Annotated in this window: 18 protein-coding genes; 10 read left to right on the top strand and 8 right to left on the bottom strand. The window is 61.7% G+C overall.

Going from position 1 to position 16742, the window contains the following annotated elements; all coding sequences use genetic code 11:
• Positions 1 to 2: 2 nt before the first annotated feature.
• The 8 genes from FJV83_RS08940 to FJV83_RS08905 all read right to left on the bottom strand — a co-directional run bounded on the left by FJV83_RS08940 (position 3) and on the right by FJV83_RS08905 (position 8514).
• Positions 3 to 419 (bottom strand): RidA family protein, encoded by a 417-nt coding sequence (locus FJV83_RS08940; RefSeq protein WP_095775926.1) that lies wholly within the window; start codon positions 417 to 419, stop codon positions 3 to 5.
• A gap of 44 nt (positions 420 to 463) precedes the next feature.
• Positions 464 to 1738 carry an NAD(P)/FAD-dependent oxidoreductase gene (locus FJV83_RS08935; RefSeq protein ID WP_095775886.1) on the bottom strand — a complete coding sequence of 425 codons (1275 nt, stop codon included), beginning with the start codon at positions 1736 to 1738 and terminating at the stop codon, positions 464 to 466.
• Between the two features lie 143 nt (positions 1739 to 1881).
• Positions 1882 to 3486 carry a GMC family oxidoreductase N-terminal domain-containing protein gene (locus FJV83_RS08930; protein WP_142885933.1) on the bottom strand — a complete coding sequence of 535 codons (1605 nt, stop codon included), beginning with the start codon at positions 3484 to 3486 and terminating at the stop codon, positions 1882 to 1884.
• A gap of 10 nt (positions 3487 to 3496) precedes the next feature.
• Positions 3497 to 4300 carry an ABC transporter ATP-binding protein gene (locus tag FJV83_RS08925; protein ID WP_095775888.1) on the bottom strand — a complete coding sequence of 268 codons (804 nt, stop codon included), beginning with the start codon at positions 4298 to 4300 and terminating at the stop codon, positions 3497 to 3499.
• A 13-nt stretch (positions 4301 to 4313) separates the two neighbouring features.
• Positions 4314 to 5126: an ABC transporter permease gene (locus tag FJV83_RS08920; RefSeq protein ID WP_245318373.1), complete on the bottom strand. Its 813-nt coding sequence runs from the start codon at positions 5124 to 5126 to the stop codon at positions 4314 to 4316.
• A 151-nt stretch (positions 5127 to 5277) separates the two neighbouring features.
• Positions 5278 to 6267: an ABC transporter substrate-binding protein gene (locus FJV83_RS08915; protein ID WP_095775890.1), complete on the bottom strand. Its 990-nt coding sequence runs from the start codon at positions 6265 to 6267 to the stop codon at positions 5278 to 5280.
• Between the two features lie 906 nt (positions 6268 to 7173).
• The gene (locus FJV83_RS08910; RefSeq protein WP_246691833.1) at positions 7174 to 7992 is read right to left on the bottom strand and encodes an NmrA family NAD(P)-binding protein; all 819 of its coding nucleotides are present in this window, start codon (positions 7990 to 7992) and stop codon (positions 7174 to 7176) included.
• A gap of 99 nt (positions 7993 to 8091) precedes the next feature.
• Positions 8092 to 8514: a DoxX family protein gene (locus FJV83_RS08905; protein WP_142885935.1), complete on the bottom strand. Its 423-nt coding sequence runs from the start codon at positions 8512 to 8514 to the stop codon at positions 8092 to 8094.
• 119 nt (positions 8515 to 8633) lie between these two features.
• Here FJV83_RS08905 and FJV83_RS08900 point away from each other — a divergent pair, with 119 nt between their 5' ends.
• From FJV83_RS08900 to FJV83_RS08855, 10 genes are all read left to right on the top strand, one after another.
• The gene (locus tag FJV83_RS08900; RefSeq protein ID WP_142885936.1) at positions 8634 to 9539 is read left to right on the top strand and encodes a LysR family transcriptional regulator; all 906 of its coding nucleotides are present in this window, start codon (positions 8634 to 8636) and stop codon (positions 9537 to 9539) included.
• Between the two features lie 655 nt (positions 9540 to 10194).
• Positions 10195 to 10557, top strand: a complete 363-nt coding sequence (locus FJV83_RS08895) for a hypothetical protein (RefSeq protein ID WP_142885937.1) — start codon at positions 10195 to 10197, stop codon at positions 10555 to 10557.
• A gap of 144 nt (positions 10558 to 10701) precedes the next feature.
• Positions 10702 to 11136, top strand: coding sequence for a peptidylprolyl isomerase (locus FJV83_RS08890; protein ID WP_142885938.1), 435 nt, complete (start codon positions 10702 to 10704; stop codon positions 11134 to 11136).
• 70 nt (positions 11137 to 11206) lie between these two features.
• On the top strand, positions 11207 to 11407 hold the full coding sequence (locus FJV83_RS08885; protein WP_142885939.1) for an RES domain-containing protein: 201 nt from the start codon (positions 11207 to 11209) through the stop codon (positions 11405 to 11407).
• 233 nt (positions 11408 to 11640) lie between these two features.
• Positions 11641 to 11910, top strand: coding sequence for an acylphosphatase (locus FJV83_RS08880; protein WP_095775897.1), 270 nt, complete (start codon positions 11641 to 11643; stop codon positions 11908 to 11910).
• Positions 11911 to 12080: 170 nt separating this feature from the next.
• Positions 12081 to 12731, top strand: coding sequence for a Rieske (2Fe-2S) protein (locus FJV83_RS08875; RefSeq protein WP_142885940.1), 651 nt, complete (start codon positions 12081 to 12083; stop codon positions 12729 to 12731).
• Complete coding sequence (locus FJV83_RS08870) at positions 12731 to 13576, top strand: aromatic ring-hydroxylating dioxygenase subunit alpha (RefSeq protein WP_095775927.1); 846 nt, start codon at positions 12731 to 12733, stop codon at positions 13574 to 13576. Before FJV83_RS08875 ends, FJV83_RS08870 begins: the two co-directional genes overlap by 1 nt.
• Positions 13573 to 14232 carry a glutathione S-transferase family protein gene (locus FJV83_RS08865; protein ID WP_095775899.1) on the top strand — a complete coding sequence of 220 codons (660 nt, stop codon included), beginning with the start codon at positions 13573 to 13575 and terminating at the stop codon, positions 14230 to 14232. The genes FJV83_RS08870 and FJV83_RS08865 overlap by 4 nt, the downstream gene beginning before the upstream one ends.
• Position 14233: 1 nt before the next feature.
• The gene (locus FJV83_RS08860) at positions 14234 to 15613 is read left to right on the top strand and encodes an amidohydrolase (protein ID WP_095789186.1); all 1380 of its coding nucleotides are present in this window, start codon (positions 14234 to 14236) and stop codon (positions 15611 to 15613) included.
• A gap of 27 nt (positions 15614 to 15640) precedes the next feature.
• Positions 15641 to 16738: a BMP family ABC transporter substrate-binding protein gene (locus tag FJV83_RS08855; RefSeq protein WP_179296006.1), complete on the top strand. Its 1098-nt coding sequence runs from the start codon at positions 15641 to 15643 to the stop codon at positions 16736 to 16738.
• The last annotated feature ends 4 nt before the right edge of the window (positions 16739 to 16742 follow it).

Here is a 16742-nt window from a genome sequence, read left to right as displayed (position 1 = left end):
GATCAATCCGGGATGACGGCGGTGCCGTCGATCTCGACCAGCCAGTCCGGCCGCGCCAGGGCCGAGACGACGAGACCGGTCGAAACGGGATGCACGCCTTTGATATACTCGCCCATGGTGCGGTAGACTGCCTCGCGATGGCGCACGTCGGTGATGTAGACCACCACCTTGACCAGATGCTCCATGGTGCCGCCGCACTCTTCGATGAGCTGCCTGATGTTCTGCATCACCTTATGCGTCTGCTCGGCCGGGTCGTGGCTGCCGATATTCTTGGCGGTGTCGAGATCCTGCGGGCACTGGCCGCGCAGATAGACCGTCCGGCCGCCCCGCGTGACGACCGCCTGGCACAGATCATTGTCGAGCTTCTGCTCGGGATAGGTGTCCTTGGTGTTGAACTTGCGGATTCTCGTATGCGCCATCCAGGTCTCCATTAGATCGGGCTCGTGGCTGTTGTCAGCGTCGGTCAGGCGTCCACCGTCTCGCGCTGCGCCGCAGCGTGATAGGCCAGATATTTGCGCTGCGTCGAAATTCGGTCGGCGACATGCTTGGCATCATGCCAGACGCCCCAGATGAAACTCGACCCTCTTCGCGACTGCCAAGGCAGGCCGAGAAAATAGATCCCAGGCTCGACCGAGACGCCGCGTTGGTGCCTTGGCCGGCCCCTCTCGTCAAAAGCATCGACCTTCAACCAGCTGTAGTCGACGGCAAAGCCTGTCGCCCAGATGATCGCCGCTATCCCGGCGCCCGCCAGATCGAGGTCACGAAGCGGGTTGGTCAAGCAGTCCGGATCCGGGTCGATCCGACGGGCCGCGGGCTCCTGCGGAAGGTCGAGGCCGTTGCGCGCGACATAGGCATCGGCCTCGTCCAGCAGCGACATCAGGTTGGCGTCACCGCGGGCAATGTTCTTCGCCAGATCGGGCGCGAAGGTCAGTATGCCGTCCTGATATGCTTTTGTCATGCCGACCAGAGTAAGCCCCTGCGCCGCCAGCCGACGGAAATCAATCGTTTCGCCGCCACGCGCGCCGCTCACCGCAATCGTGACATGCTCCGTGCCAGGCCCCGGGGTTTCGAGGTCCCATTTGCCGAGAACGCCAAGCCACCAGCAGAAATCACGCCCGCGATAGGCACGCGGCGGGCGGTCGTGCGGGCCGACCGAGAGGTAGACGCGCCGCCCCGAGCGCTGCAGCTCATCGGCGATCTGCACACCTGACGATCCTGCCCCGACCACCAGCACCGCGCCCTTTGGCAACTGCCCGGGATTGCGGTACGCGCTGGAATGAATCTGCAGAATGCCGGCATCGCCGGGGACAAGGGCGGGGATGACGGGGACCTGGAAAGGTCCGGTCGCCGCGACGATGCTGCTGGCTTCGATCACCCCGGCCGACGTCTCGACGCGAAACCCGGGTCGACCGACATTTCTTTGCGCGAGCTTGACCTCGACGCCGCAGCGGATCGGCGCATTGATCTGCCTTGCATAGGCGGCGAAATAGTCCGCAACCTCCTCCTTGGAGGGAAAGCCGTCAGGACCCGTCACGGGAAATTCCATGCCTGGGAAACGGTCATGCCAGGCCGGGCCATTGGCGACGAGCGAGTCCCATCGCTGCGAACGCCAGCGCTCGGCGATCCGGCCACGCTCAAGGACAAGATGCGGCACGCCGCATTTGCTCAGATGCTCCGACATAGCCACTCCCGCCTGGCCACCGCCGACGACAAGCGTGTCTATTTTTTCCACCGACATTTCTGCGTCCTTTCCCCCCAAGAGTTTCTGATGCGAGGAGGTCAGATCGCTGGTGTACTGGAGGGACTGATTAGCGAAAATTACGATTTCACGTGGCAGTGGTTAGCTTGTCCCTAAATGCCGGGACACGGGCCGACGCGCGGCTACGACAGCATCGCCCTGGCCGCTTTTTCGCCGATCATCATGGACGGCGCATTGGTGTTGCCGCCGATCAGCGTCGGCATGATCGAGGCGTCCGCCACACGCAGATTGTCGAAGCCGCGCACCTTGAGACTGACGGGATCGCCCACCGCCATGGTGTCGTTGCCCATCTTGGCCGTGCCGACCGGGTGATAGACGGTCAAGGCTTCGGCACGCAGATAGGCGAGGATCTCGTCGTCGGTGACGACATCGGGTCCGGGCAGAATTTCCGGTCCGCGGATGTCGGCGAAAACCGGCGAAGCAAGGATGGAACGCGCGACCTTTATACCTTCGACAAGGGTCAGTGCATCCTGCCCGTCGCTGAAGAAGCGGTGATCGATCAGCACGTTGCGGCGGGTGCCGTCACGCTCGAGCGTGATTTCACCGATGCTTCCGGGCCGCAGCACGCAGGTGTGCACGGCATAGCCGTGGCCATATTCGACAAGCCGGCCGCGATGGCTGCGATAGCCGGGGACAAAGTGGAATTGGACATCGGGAATATCGCCGGCATATTTCGTCTTGGCGAAGCCGCCGGCCTCGACGTAATTGGTCGTCAGCATGCCTTTGCGGCGGACGAAATACTGAAAAGGCGCCGCCAGCATCGCTGGCAGATTGGCGAGCGACAGGCCGAGCGTCCTGGCGCTGTTCGATCGCATCGTGATCATTCCGTCGACATGGTCGCGCAGGTTCTTGCCGACGCCCGGCACGTTCATGACCGGTTCCACCCCCGCCGCCTTCAGCTCGTCGGCTGGGCCGATGCCGGAAGCAAGCAGGATGCGCGGCGATCCGATCGCGCCTGCGCTGAGCACGATTTCGGCGCGGCACGTCAGCCTTTGGGCTGATCCGTCCCTGATCACATTGACGCCGGTGGCGCGTCCGCTTTCGATCGCCAGGTCAAGCACCTCGACGCCTGACAGGACCTGGAGGTTCGGGCGGCCGAGAACCGGCCGGACGAAGGCAGTGTAGGCTGAGAAGCGCTCCCCCCTGTTCTGGGTCACATTGTAGATGCCGAGGCCGAGTTGGCCATCGGCGTTGAAGTCGCGGTTTTCGGGCAGGCCCACGCCCCGACCCGCCTCTATCCACAGCCTGGATACGGCGTTGGGGTCACGCGGATTGTCGACCAGCAGTTCGCCCTCGAAGCCATGATAGGCCGGGTTTTGCGACAGGAGATTGCGCTCGAGCTGCTTGAACACCGGCAGCACGTCGGCATAGGACCACCCCGCGCAGCCGAGTGCCGCCCACTCATCATAGTCCTGCGCGGCGCCTCTGATATAGACCATCGAATTGATCGAACTCGACCCGCCAAGAAGCTTGCCCCGGTTGACCGGTATGCGGCGGTTGTTGAGCAGCGGCTGCGGCACGCCCTTGTAGCCATAGTCGAAGTTCGGATTGCCGTAGAGCGAGAGAATGCCGGCCGGTACCCGCACCCTCGTGCGGTCGTCGCTACCGCCGGCTTCGATCAGGCAGACGCGGTTGGCGGGGCTAGCGCTCAGCCTGTTGGCCAGGACACAACCGGCCGAGCCCGCGCCGATGACGATGTAGTCGAATTCCGCGGTCGCGATGCTCATGCCATGCCTGCTAGTGCTCTTCGTCTTCGTCGTTTTTCAAGAGCTCGAGGATTTCCCGCTTCATGGCGATGAAGCTCGGCTCCATGACCAGATCCATGCTGCGTGGGCGCCGGAGGCCGACGCGGATTTCCTTCTTGATCTGGCCGGGCCGGCCCGACATGACGAGCACCCGGTCCGCCAGCAGGATCGCCTCGTCAATGTCATGCGTGACGAACAGAACCGTCTTCTTGGAATGGTCCCAGATCCTCAGCAAAAGCTTCTGCATTGAGTGGCGTGTCTGGCTGTCGAGCGCTCCGAAGGGTTCGTCCATCAGCAGCACCTGCGGATCGTTGGCGAGCGCACGTGCAATCGCCACGCGCTGCTTCATGCCGCCCGACAGCTGAGAGGGATAATGGTTGGCGAATTTTGCCAGGCCGACCTCATGGAGAAAATGTTCGACGATGGCCCTGCGCTCGGCCGCCGACATGCCCTTGCGCTTGGGACCGTATTCGACGTTCTGCGCCACCGTCAGCCAGGGGAACAGCGTGTAGGCCTGAAACACCATGCCGCGATCCGGACCTGGCTCGGTAACCGGCTTGCCGCCGACTGAGATCATGCCGCCGGTGCGCTCCTCGAGGCCAGCAATGAGATAGAGCAGGCTCGATTTGCCGCAGCCGGACGGACCGACGATCACGCAGAACTCATTGGGCACGACATGGAAGGAGATGCCGTCCAGCGCCAGCACCGCGTTGTCGCCCTTGCCGTAGCGCAGGACCACATTGTCGATGGCGATGTCGGAACTCTTCGGTTTCGTCGCGAGTGTCAGGGCGTCCATGTCGGCAAACTCCTCAATTGGCCCAGGGAGCGACGAGGCGGCGAATGCCCCGGAACAACTGGTCGGTGCAAAGACCAAGGATGCCGATCATGGCGATGGCCATGAAGATGACGTCGACCTGGAAGCCGCGCATCGCCTTGAGCGAGATGTATCCAAGCCCGCTGCGGGCGGCGACGAGTTCGGCAACGACGAGATAGGTCCAGGCCCAGCCCATGGTGACGCGCAGCACGTCGAGCACGTTCGGAAGCGTGGCCGGAAAGACGATGTGGAAGACCGTGTCGCCGCGTTTCGTGCCGAGCGTATAGGCAGCGTTGACGAGGTCGCGCTGAACGCCGCGGGCGCTGTCGGCGATCATCACCAGCTGCTGGAAGAAGATGCCGAAGATGATCACGGCCACGCGCTGCTCGATGCCGATGCCGATCCACAAGATGAAAAGCGGCACGAAGGACGTCACCGGCAGATAGCGGATAAAGTTGACGAGCGGGTCGAGCGCCGCCTGGACGATGCGGTAGGTGCCCATCGTCAAACCGAGCGGCACCGCCACGACGCTCGAAATGACGAAGCCGATCAGCACCACCTGGACGCTGGCGAGCACGTGCTCCCACAACGACCCGTCAAGCGCCATGCTGATGGTGGTGAACAGTACGGATTCCGGGCGCGGCAGGAACATTTCCTTGACCGCTCCGGAATAGGTCAAGGCAAACCAGCCGCCGATGACCGCGCCCCAGACCAGGACGCTGAGCGTGATGGAGAGAGGGCGCGACACGGCCTGAAAAGGCGTGGTGATGGCTTTCCAGGCGGATCGACCGGGCTGATTTTTTTCCACGCTCGTGGTCACGATATGGCTGATGGGAGACGTTGCATTCGGTGCCAGTGTCACAGGGAAACCTTTTGGGCTGGATGGACCGCAGGCGAGAGGCTCGGCCCGCGGTCCAGCGAGCTCACTTTACCAGGATAGGTTACTTCGCAGGGCCAGATCACTTCGCAAGGAAAGACGTATCGACGAGGTCGTCGTATTTGATGTCCATCTTGAGCTTGCCGAAGCCGCCCCAGATATCACCGCCGAGCTTGATCAGCTTGCCGGCTTCACCACCCTCGCCGCCGGCGAAGAATTGGGCATTGCGCTCCTTGCCATAGAAGTTCACGCCCGCGGCGGAGGAGGCGAAGTCCTTCGGCTCCTTCAGCCAGCCGCCGACGCCCTTGGCCATCACCTCGTAAGCCTTCTCGGGATTTTCCTTGATGAACTCGTTGGCCTTGTAGAGCCCCTTCACCAGCGCCTCGACATCGCCGGGGTTCTTCGTGATGTAATCGCAGTTCAGCGCCACCACATCGACGATCAGGCCGGGTGTCTTTGAGGAGTCGATCAGCACCTGTCCCTTGTTTTCCTTCTTGGCCAGCGTCAGATGCGGTTCCCAGGTGACGGCAACGGGAATGCGGTCGGCCATGAAGGCGGCGGCGGCATCATCCGCGGTCATGTTGGTGATCTTCACATCGGCCTGGCTGAGACCGGCCTGCTTGAGCAGGATGTTGAACCAGAACTGAGAGACCGAGCCTTCGTTCAGCCCGACTTCCATGCCTTTGAGATCAGCGACGCTCTTGACGTTGCTGGGCGCCAGGACGCCGTCGCCGCCATGGCTGTCGTCCAGGGCATAGACCGATTTGAAGCAGACGTCCTTGGAACGGTACTTCATGATTTCGTCGATGGTCGAGGCGCTGCCGTCGAGCTCGCCGGCGGCGACGGCCGCCATGTACATCGATGCTTCCTCGATGACTTCGAGCGAGACATCGAGGCCGCCTTCCTTGAAGTAGCCCATGTCGCGCGCAAGGAAGAGCGGGCCGTATCCGACCCAGGTCGTCATGCCCAGCTTCAAGCTGCCGGCTTCGGCGTGGAGGCTCACCGAAAGCGCGCTGAGGGCAATGCCGGCCGCAAGCGCGGCACGGCGAAACTTCGAGATTATTGTCGTCATTATGTTCCCCTGTCTTTTTCTGAGGGCAGGCGCTGTCCGCACCAAAACAACCCGCTTCGGACGCATCGCCGAAGGCTGCCACCTGACGTTCTTTTTGTTCTCTTTCAGCCGGCGGATGGAGCAAAGCACGCTGTGTGCGATGCACAAATAATGATTTTCGATAATTCTGCTTAGGCTGGGCCTAACCAAGCCGGCACTGCTGCGTCTGCGCCACCCACAGACTTTGGCGTGAGACGGGCTGACGATCCCGATGACCTCATCGTCGCTTTCAGAGAGGTCAACGACGGTCGCCTCCTGGAATTGGCGAAGCTAGCTATTGACCTGGCCTCTAGACCGCGACCTGCCCTCGCGCATTCAATGGCGACATCAATACCAACGCCTTCTTCCGTGTGCTCGCTGACGAAGGCCGGCACGCTTGTGGGATCGAGGCAGATCGCATCCAGCATTAGCTATTTTGCCAGACCGCGGCGATGGGCATTTTGGCTCGCTCACGAAGATCACCGCGGCACCAGCCGCGGACGGCTAGCAATGTCAGTGCGCCAATGGGGTCGAGGCCGGAAATCAGCACCGTATACCTGACGTCACACAAGAGTCAAAAACTTACCCAATAATGTGGGAAGAAGCCGTCGAGATCAGAAGACAAGGTTAAGCCTGACCGATGTCTTCAGAGTTTTGCTCATATCTTTCAAAGCCGCATCCAATTTATAACATCGGTTCGAACTCAGCTTGAAGATGCCTTGAATTTCGCACCAGCGGATGCATGCATCGAAAACTACTGGATTCTGCGGAGATTCAGGAAGTCAGGCGGGAGTAGAGGAGCTTCGCGTTGCTTTGAACTGTGAGCGGCTCCCCCGCTTCCGACGCGAAGCGGGGGAGTATCCGTCTCATGCCTGATCCGTCCAGGTCTTACGTCTTGGCGGCGTTCCGGGCAGCCTCGAATACATCGCGTGCGGACGTCGTACCCGCTACGTGCTCCGTACCCTGGACCCCGAGGGCCATCCATCCCGCGTTGACGGCCTCAAACATCGCTTCGGCTGGTCCTGTCTGGCCCTTCGGAATGCCGAACTGCTCGAATGCTGCTGGCCACTCGGCCCGCGGGATGGCAAAGGCTTTGACGTCGAGCTTCATGACTTCACCCAATTGCGCGGCGACCTCATCCGCGCTCACCATCGAACCGAGTTCGATGACCCGATGCCCCGACCACGCCGGCCCGCTCAGAAGCCTTGCAACCTCAGCGCCGATGTCGTTGGTCGCGACCATGGTCGATTTCCGATTTGTCGGGTTGTAGTAGACGGGCAGCGTGCCGCCCTGGACTACGTGCAAGCCGTAGAGGAAGTTTTCGAAAAACCCGCCGGCCCGTACATATGCGATCGGCAGTGTCAGGTCGCGAAAGCCCTGCTCCAGAAGCGACAGGGCCGTGATCATCCCCAGCCCGCTGGTCCTGTTCGCGCCCATCGACGAGAGTGCGACCATCCGCGGCGGCGCCACCTTGGTGAGCGCCTCGACATAGTTCGCGATGACGCCCTTGGCTTCCCTGAAATCCGGCGAAGGTGCCCAGACGGCCGGCAACATGATAAACGCGCCGTCGACGCCCTCGAGCGCCCGCTCGATGGCGGTCGCATCGTTCCAGTCGCCGTCGACCAGTTCGACGCCCTGGTCCGCCCAGCTTGCCGCCTTGGCGCGGTCGCGGACCAGCGCGCGTACCTTCTTGCCTTGCGCCAGCAAATGCCTTGCGGCGGCACCGCCAACATTTCCTGTGATTCCCGTCACTAAAAGCATGTGTTTTCTCCTGATCTTGGGGGACAGAGGACTGCCCTTATTGGTTCAACGGATGAGCGGCAGAACGGCCCGGATACGGGGATGGCGCGCGTAGAGGCCGCCCCATGTCATCGCGCCCAGAAGCAGGGAGATGATTTCCGGCGCCGACCCCAACTCACCGATGCGGACATGGGCGCAGATGGCACCTCCCAAAAAGCCCGTCACCAGGATCGCGCCGAGCACGGTGGTAGCTGGGATGGCGTAAAGGATGGCGCAGGCGAATATGATCGGACCCACGACATGGGTCAGGTCCATCGAGAACCCGGTTTCCTGCAACGTGCTCGCGATCTGTGCCGGCGCGAAAAGCTGAATGGTACCGTCTGCCGCCAGAGCGACAACGACAAACGCGCTCAAGATCCGGCCCGCCCACAGGGCGCGATGCAAGGTCATAGTTTCAGGTCTCTGATGCAGGTTCATAGTTTCGGACACTTGTCATTCTCCGATGGGAGGATCCCATATTCGAAGCTTACTGTGCCTCTTAGGCGTGATAAACACCGAGAAAACGAACCAACTGTTCTCTTTTTGGGACACAATACCGAGGCACGAAAATGCAGAATCTCGAACCCGTCCTCATTTTCATAACGGTAGCGGAAATGGGGAGCTTCACCCGCGCGGCGGATAGCCTGGGTATCCAAAAAGGGAGGGCCTCAACGGCGGTCCGGAAGCTGGAGGAAGATATCGGTGTCAGGCTCCTGCACCGGACGACGCGCAGCGTGCAATTGACGGAGGACGGACGCGCATTTCATGCCCGTGCCCGCGATCTGCTTGCTGAAGTCGATGACCTGCACTCGATGTTCGCAGGCGATCGCGTGGCACTTCGTGGGCGTTTGCGGGTCGATCTTCCGACCGAGGTGGCGCGCACAACGATCGTGCCGGCCTTGCCGGATTTCATGGCGACACATCCCGAGTTGGAGCTGGAGGTGTCGAGCACGGATCGACAGGTGGATCTGGTTCAAGAGGGGTTCGACTGCGTATTGCGGCTTGGCCCCATAAGGGACGAGACGCTGATTGCCCGCCCATTGGGCCTGTTGCGTATGGTCAACGCTGCCAGTCCCGCCTATCTCGCGCGCTTTGGCGTCCCTCGATCGCTAGACGATCTCCAGCGTCAGGAACATCGGACAATTCATTTTTCGACGACACTGGGCGCAAGGCCCCATGGATGGGAATATCCGGACGGCGACAGCTACGCGACGCTTCAGTTGCCAGGTGCGCTACACGTCAACAGCGCGCAGACCTACGAAGCCGCTGCCCTCGCCGGCCTTGGCCTGATACAAGCGCCGCTCTTGGGGATTGGTCGATACTTGGAGAGTGGCACGCTTGTGGAGATCCTACCCGATTTTCGTCGCCGGGCGCTCGCCGTGTCCCTCGTCGTGGCACATCGGAGCAATCTGTCGCGCCGGGTCCGCGCATTCATGAAATGGATCGAAGATGTGCTGGCGCCGTATATGGAGTAGCGAGACGAACATCTCCGTGCCGCCGTCGAAATCAACATTCTGAAGCTATGTCTGCCGGTCGGCGGTCCAACAGAATGCGGCACTGAAACCGGCGACCTTTGACGTCCGACATGAGATGTCCTCAAACTTTCCGCCTTCTGTCTCCCCAACGCCGTGCCCATGCACAGAACCATTCCGTATCAAGTTCGGAGGTATCCGGTTGCTCGCAACCCTATCCGGGGCCGCCGTCGATCTCCGTAGCGTAGCAAAACGGGCAATCGAAACGAATGGCCGTTTTCAGGCCCGGGAACGGCGAGGATGGGGCGCGAAGCGGTCATGCCGGACGTCACCTGCGAGAGTTTGCTTCGGGTCAGATCAAGTCGATACGCGCGACGAGCCTGAAGGTCCGCTTCTGGCCTTCCGAGCCTCGAACTCGCCAGTCCGCTTTTTCGGCCCAATAGCGGTCGCTTACAGGGGCACGTTCCGAAGGTCAGCACCTGACGCGAGCAGATCCTTGCTAGAGGTGAACGAGGTCAGTTTGAATCCTTACCGCAAAGGCAAACCTACGTTCTCAACGAGTTCGTCCAGTCCTTGCTCGTAAAATTGCAACACCCCCTCTTGACGGTCGGCGTCATCAGATTCAGTTTTCGTGACGCACGATAATCGCGAAAATACCATGGCCGACGACATGCCCAAACGGAAGCGAGGCCGCCCACTGAAGGGCAGCGCTCCGATGTCCCCAGCCGAGCGTCAGCGGCGCCGTCGCCAGCGGCTCATTGAAGCCGCGCGGCTGGGGTTCCTGGTGCGCCTATATGCAAAGCGGATGGCGGGACGGCTTGAAATGGCGGAGGAGCAAATCCAGGAGTTGACAACCGCGCTGCAGGAGAAGGACCGCCCAGCCTATCCTGGTCTGGTGACCAAGATCGAATTCTCGATTGAAGTCCTAAGGGAGAACCTGACGCTGCTCCAGAAGGCACTCCCCACCAGACGGAAAACGCTCTCCGACTTGAATTTCGTACCGAGCCACGGCATCGAATAGCTCAAATCGGCATTCTGGGTTTACATCGGTAGCCAAGCCCCTAGTTTTAGAGCTTCGCGCCGTGCACCCCGAGTGCGTGGATGATCGAGAACGGGACCGTGAGCTTAGGCCGGCCCCTCAAGAACTTCCGAAAGGATGACTGCTATGACACAGGCCAAGAATGGCGACACCGTGCGCATCATTTACAATGGACGCCTAGTCGACGGCACTCAATTCGATGCTTCCGGCAGCGAACCGCTGCAATTCACGCTGGGTGAAGGACAAGTGATCCCCGGTCTTGAAACCCATGTCGAGGGCATGGAGGTGGGTGCGAAAAGCACCGTCACCGTTCCAGCCGACGCCGCCTATGGCCCTCACCGCCCCGAAGCGGTCATAACCATCGACCGCGCCAAGGTACCTGACAACATCAACGTTGATATCGGCACTCGCTTGCAGGTCAGAACCCGCGACGGTCGCCCCATCCCGGTAACAGTCGTCGAATTAGACGACGCCAGCGTCAAGCTCGACGGCAATCATCCATTGGCCGGAAAGGATTTGGTGTTCGACGTTGAACTGGTCGAGATCGTTCAGGCGGCGTAAGGCACGAATCCGGCCCAGAATTGGTCGGCTTCGCGGGCTTGCTGATTTGCGAGATGACGGGCCGGTGGTCATGGGGATTCCTGCGGACGTCGCCAAGGCGACTAACCAGACCCTGGCGCGTGCGTGGTCCGTTGCTCTCGATGATCATCCGGACGAACCGGATGGCATTCTCTATCTCTCCCGACTGAACGGGCACACCAATCTGGCTGTCGATGGCCGCGCGGTCGCACGCCTTCGAGCCGTGCGTATCATCAAGCTCATCGCCGCGTGAGGCGTTGCCTCCGCGGTGATTGCGGCCCCGGCCCGACACATCGGGCGCCTGTCGCGCGGGAGATGGTCTTCCGCCTCCAAGACAGGAGCCGGCAAGATATCCCTTTCGCGTCGGTGCCTCCCGGTGATGAAATGTCGCAATTGCCCGGTCAGATCCACGGAAAATTGCCGGCGCCCATTTGCTCGTGAGAAATTGTGTTGCATGACCGACTAGGCTAATGTGTTAGGTCCTTCATGGCAGAGCAAATCAAGAGCGCCTCGCGCGAGCGTATGACGATCCTTGGCGACGTCGATGCTGTCTCCTTCGTGCCGTGGATCCGGCGCCATGCCGCCAAGCTCGGGCTTGTGCAGACCATATCCAGCACCAGTACCGGCCGGATCGAACTCGACGTTGCCGGCCCAGTGGAATTGATCGATATGATGGAAATGGGATGTTCCCTCGGTCCCATCGATGTCTGGGTCGAGGCAATCCACCGCGCGCCGATTAAGGGAGAAACCGGCTAGCTTGAACCTCATGCAGGGACCGGCTCCTCGGCGCATTGGACCAGTCTTGCCTTTTTTTTAGTCATTATTGCCAGTGCGAAAACATTGTGCAAACGTGACAACGCCGGTAGGAGGTCGTCGGCCACGAATTTGCATTCAGAAGATGTCGATCCTGTTCGGAAAGTTGAAGCATGAAGTCACGTACGACCGGCTCTTGGACGCCAGTCGCCCTTTCCGCCGACTTGCCGGCGGGAACCGTAATTCCGGCAAGGACGCCGACCGGACCGATTGCCCTTTGGCGAAGCCAGTCCGGAGGCGTGTCGGCATTCGCGGATAGATGCCCGCATCGCGGCATGCGGTTGTCCCATGGATTCGTGCGCGGCGAGGCCCTTTCCTGCATCTATCATGGCTGGAGCTATGCCCAAGCCGGAAACTGTGTGCGCATCCCGGCCCATCCGGGCCTGACACCGCCGGAGGCGATCCGGGTCGCGACGCGGCAGGTCGAAGAAGGCGACGGGATCATCTGGATTGCCGCGGATCAATCGGCAACTCGTCCTCCGCGACTTGACGGTCTCGCTCCGCTGCGCTCCCTGACGGCATGTGCCGGGATTGCGGCGATAGAGGCGGCCGCTGGCGCCGATGCCTCCCCCGGGGGCATTGTCGGATTTGCCAACAATTCACAGACGATCCGATTGCTGGTTGCCTCGCTGGAAGACGAACAGGCGCTGATTCATGTCCTTGTGGAGGGTGACGCCAGCCCACCGGAGCGGATCGCCGCGTCACGGGCAGCGGAGGCCCTACGGCGCATGGCCGAGCATATTCAGCGGAAAGGGACCGCATGATGATCCCAAACGCAATGGTCGACGAATGGTATCCGGTCGGCCTTTTCAGCCAACTGGATGTGAGTGGGCGCAAGACGGCCCTCATGGGCGAGCCGGTCGAGGTGGGACGCGACGCCGAGGGAACCGTCAGGGTTACATCCGCCGATGGCCGCATGCTTCCCGTCTGCGTGCGCTACGGCCATATATGGACGTCGCTCGGCGAACCGCGGAAGCCGCTCTTTGCGATTCCCGAGGCCGACCAACTCGGCCGCCGGCTTGTCGATGTCGGCGTGGTCCGGGTGCGCTGCTCGCCGCTGCGCGCGGTGGAAAACTTTCTGGACATCGCGCACTTTCCCTTTGTGCACACGGACATCCTTGGTGCCGAGCCGCATACGGAAGTTCAGAACTACAAGGTCGACATACGCGAGGACGAAGACGAGGTCTGGGCAACGCAAGTGAAATTCTACCAGCCGCAGGCCGCCAAATCGGCAAGCGGGGGCGTCACCACGGAATACATGTACCGCGTGCCGGCGCCAACCTGCTCCATCCTCTACAAGACCTGCCCGCCGCGTCCCGGTGAATGGGACGTGATCACCCTCTTCGTCCAGCCGCTCGCGGAAGACCTGTGCGACGTCTGGCCATGGATGGCGCTCTTCGACGATGAGACGTCGATGACCGACCTGATCCACTTCCAGCAGACCATCTTCGTGCAAGACAGGTCGATCCTCGAAAACCAGATCCCCCGGCTGCTGCCGCTTGACCCCGGCATGGAGATCCCGACCCGGGCCGATCTGACCTCGGTCGCCTACCGGCGCTGGCTGAAGCGCCACGGCTATACCTATGGCGCGCAACTGGTGGCGCAATGAAGCTTTACGACTACATTCTTTCGCCCAGTTGCTACAAGGTTCGCCTGATGGCGGCGCTGACGGATGTGCGGATCGACATCCGCGCGGTCGATTTCCATCCCGGCGCCGAGCATCGCGGTGCCGAACTCCTGGCGCTCAATCCCGCCGGTGCCATTCCAATTCTGCAGGATGGCGACCTGATCCTAACCGAATCTTCGGCCATGCTCGTCTACCTCGCCTCAAAGGTCGACCCGCGATGGCTTGGCGGCGGTACGGCCGAGGAAGCAGCGCGTGTCCAGCAATGGCTTTCCTTCTCGCATCGGCTGACGGCCAGCCTCGGAGGCGCGCGCCTCCACGAGATGCTTCTGCGTCCTGGCGATATCGCCGGCCTACAGGCACAGGGAACCGCAGCCTTGCGCGAATTGGAAGCGGGTCTCGTCGAACAGAGTATCCGTGGCATGCGGTTCCTCGCCTCGCAACGGGCGACGATTGCCGATATCGCCTGCTTTCCCTATGTGGCGCTGGCGCCGGACGGCGGCGTCTCGCTCGATCCCTACCCCACGATCCGGCTCTGGTCCCGTGCCGTACGCAGCATAGAAGGCTTCATCGAGATGCCCGGCATCCACCGGTTGCACGATTTGAAGCCGGAACCCCTCCCTGAAACCAGTGGGTTCTGACGTGGCAGGCTACCTTTTTGAGAATTGCGTGGCAGTCATCGTCGACACGGGCGACGGCCTTGGTGTCCGGCGCAACGTGGACGTGCTGACCGATGGCCCCGCGATCAGGGCGATCGGCGAAGGTCTTGGCAAAGGACCGCTGCCCGCCGGGACCATCACGCACGACGCCGCTGGCTGGTTCGTCTATCCTGGGCTCGTGAACACCCACCACCACTTCTTCCAGTGTTTCGTGCGCAACCGAGCGGATCTCGACTGGACGAAGTTGTCGGTGATGGAATGGCTCGACCGCATCTATCCGATCTTTTCGCGGCTGACCGAAGACTGCTTCTACCACGCCTCGGTCACCGCGATGGCCGAGATGATCAAGCACGGCTGCACCACGGCGTTCGATCACCAGTATTGTTTTCCACGCCATGCCGGCAAGCGGCTGATCGACCGCCAATTCGAGGCCGCCGACCTCCTGGGCATGCGCTTCCATGCGGGCCGCGGTGGCAACACTCTGCCGAAGTCGGAAGGCTCCACCATTCCCGACGCCATGCTGGAAACGACTGACGAGTTCATCGCCGATTGCGCCCGCCTTATCGACACCTATCACGACGCCGGCCCGTTCAGCATGCGCCAGCTTGTCGTCGCCCCTTGCCAGCCGGTCAACTGCTACCGCGAAACCTTTGTGGAATCGGTGGCGCTGGCACGAGATCGGGGCGTCCAGATGCACACGCATGTCGGCGAAGGCGAAAGCCGGGTTATCGAGGCCCGGTACGGCATGCGGACCGTCGACTACTGCGCGGAACTCGGCTTCGCGGGGCCGGACGCCTTCTATGCCCATTGCTGGGAACTGACCCACGACGAACTGCGCAAGATGGCTGCAAGCGGAGCCGGCGTCTCCCATTGCCCAGAACCGGTCTATCTGGTTGGCGCGGAAGTCACGGACATTCCGGCCATGTCGGCCTTCGGCCTCCGTGTGGGGCTCGGTTGCGACGGTGCCGCCTCGAACGACAATTCCAACTTGATGCACTGCATCCACTCCGCCTACATGCTGCAGTGCCTGGCGGCATCGACGCGTGCGCATCCTGTCCCGCCGCCGGCCGACTTCCTCGGCTATGCCACGACGGGCGGCGCGGCGCTCCTGGGCCGAGGTGACATCGGCCGGCTTGCGCCCGGCATGGCCGCCGATCTCTTCGCCATCGACACCCGGCGCATGGACTATGTCGGTACCCGGCACGATCCGCTGAGCCTGATCGCCAAGGTCGGCATCGGCATGCCGACGGACCTGACCATGATCAACGGCCGTGTCGTCTGGTCGAAAGGCGAGTTCACCGGGCTCGACGAGGGGCGGCTATTCGCCGACGCCGAGGCGGCACTTGCCTCGGTTCAAATCTAGAAACTTGAAAACAGGGGAACCTAAATGCTGAAAAATCTCAACCGCAGAATACTGATGAAGGCCGCCGCCGCCTCCGGCCTCGCCGCGGTGCTGGGCGGTCGCTCCGCGCTCGCCGCCGACGAACCCTTGGGCATCACGCTCGTGGTCCCCTCGCCGGTCGGCGACGTCGGCTGGGGCCGGGCGCTTGCCGACGGCCTGGAGCCGGTAAAGGCCGCTTATGGCGACAAGGTAAAAGTCACGATCATCGAAAACATCGCGGAAGGCCCGGATGCCGACCGCATCATGAACAAGACCGTTGCCGACGGGAACAAATTCCTGATCGCCGGCTCCTTCGGCTACCAGAACGGCGCCCTCCAGGCCGCCCACCGCAATCCCGGCGTCACCGTGCTGCACGCCTCCGGCTTTCAGGTGGCGCCGAACTTCTCGCCCTTCGCCGCCAAGTATTTCCAGGGTACCTATCTGATGGGAATGGCCGCTGCCGCGCTGTCCAAGACCGGCAAGCTCGGTTCGGTCTCTGCCTTCGCCATTCCAGAACTGATCACCTCCATCAACGCCTTCACGTTGGGCGCGCAGGCGGTGAAGCCTGATATCGAGGTCTCGGTCGTCTGGGTAAACTCTTGGTTCGATCCGGCCAAGGAACAGGAAGCCGCCAAGGCCTTGCTGGCGCAGAAATGCGACGTGATCTTCTCCAATGCACAGGACACGCCGTCGGTAATCGCGGTCTGCGAGGAGGCCGGCATCTACACCTTCAACCTCAATTCCTCGATGAAGAAATACGCTCCGAAAACCTATCTCGGTTGCGTCGCGACGGATTGGTCGCCTTTCTTCAAGGCCTCGGTCGACGCCCATCTCGCTGGCACGTTCAAGGGTGCCAACGCCTTCCTCGGCGTCGGCGACAAGGTCGTCGAGGTCGTCGACTGGAGCCCGGACGTGCCCGCCGACATGATGGCCAGGATCAAGGAGGTCGAGACCAAGATCGCTAATGGCGGTTTCTCGCCATTCACCGGACGGATCGCCAAAGCCGATGGCAGCGATGGCGTCCCCGCCGGCGCTACGCTCACGGATGCCGAGATTGTCGCGATGGACTGGCACGTCAAGGGCGTCACCACCCCTCTGCCGAAGTGATCCT

Origin of the sequence: Mesorhizobium sp. WSM4307 (assembly GCF_007003945.1) — a bacterium.
Classification (GTDB): Bacteria; Pseudomonadota; Alphaproteobacteria; order Rhizobiales; family Rhizobiaceae; genus Mesorhizobium.
This window is presented reverse-complemented; position numbering and strand designations above follow the sequence as displayed.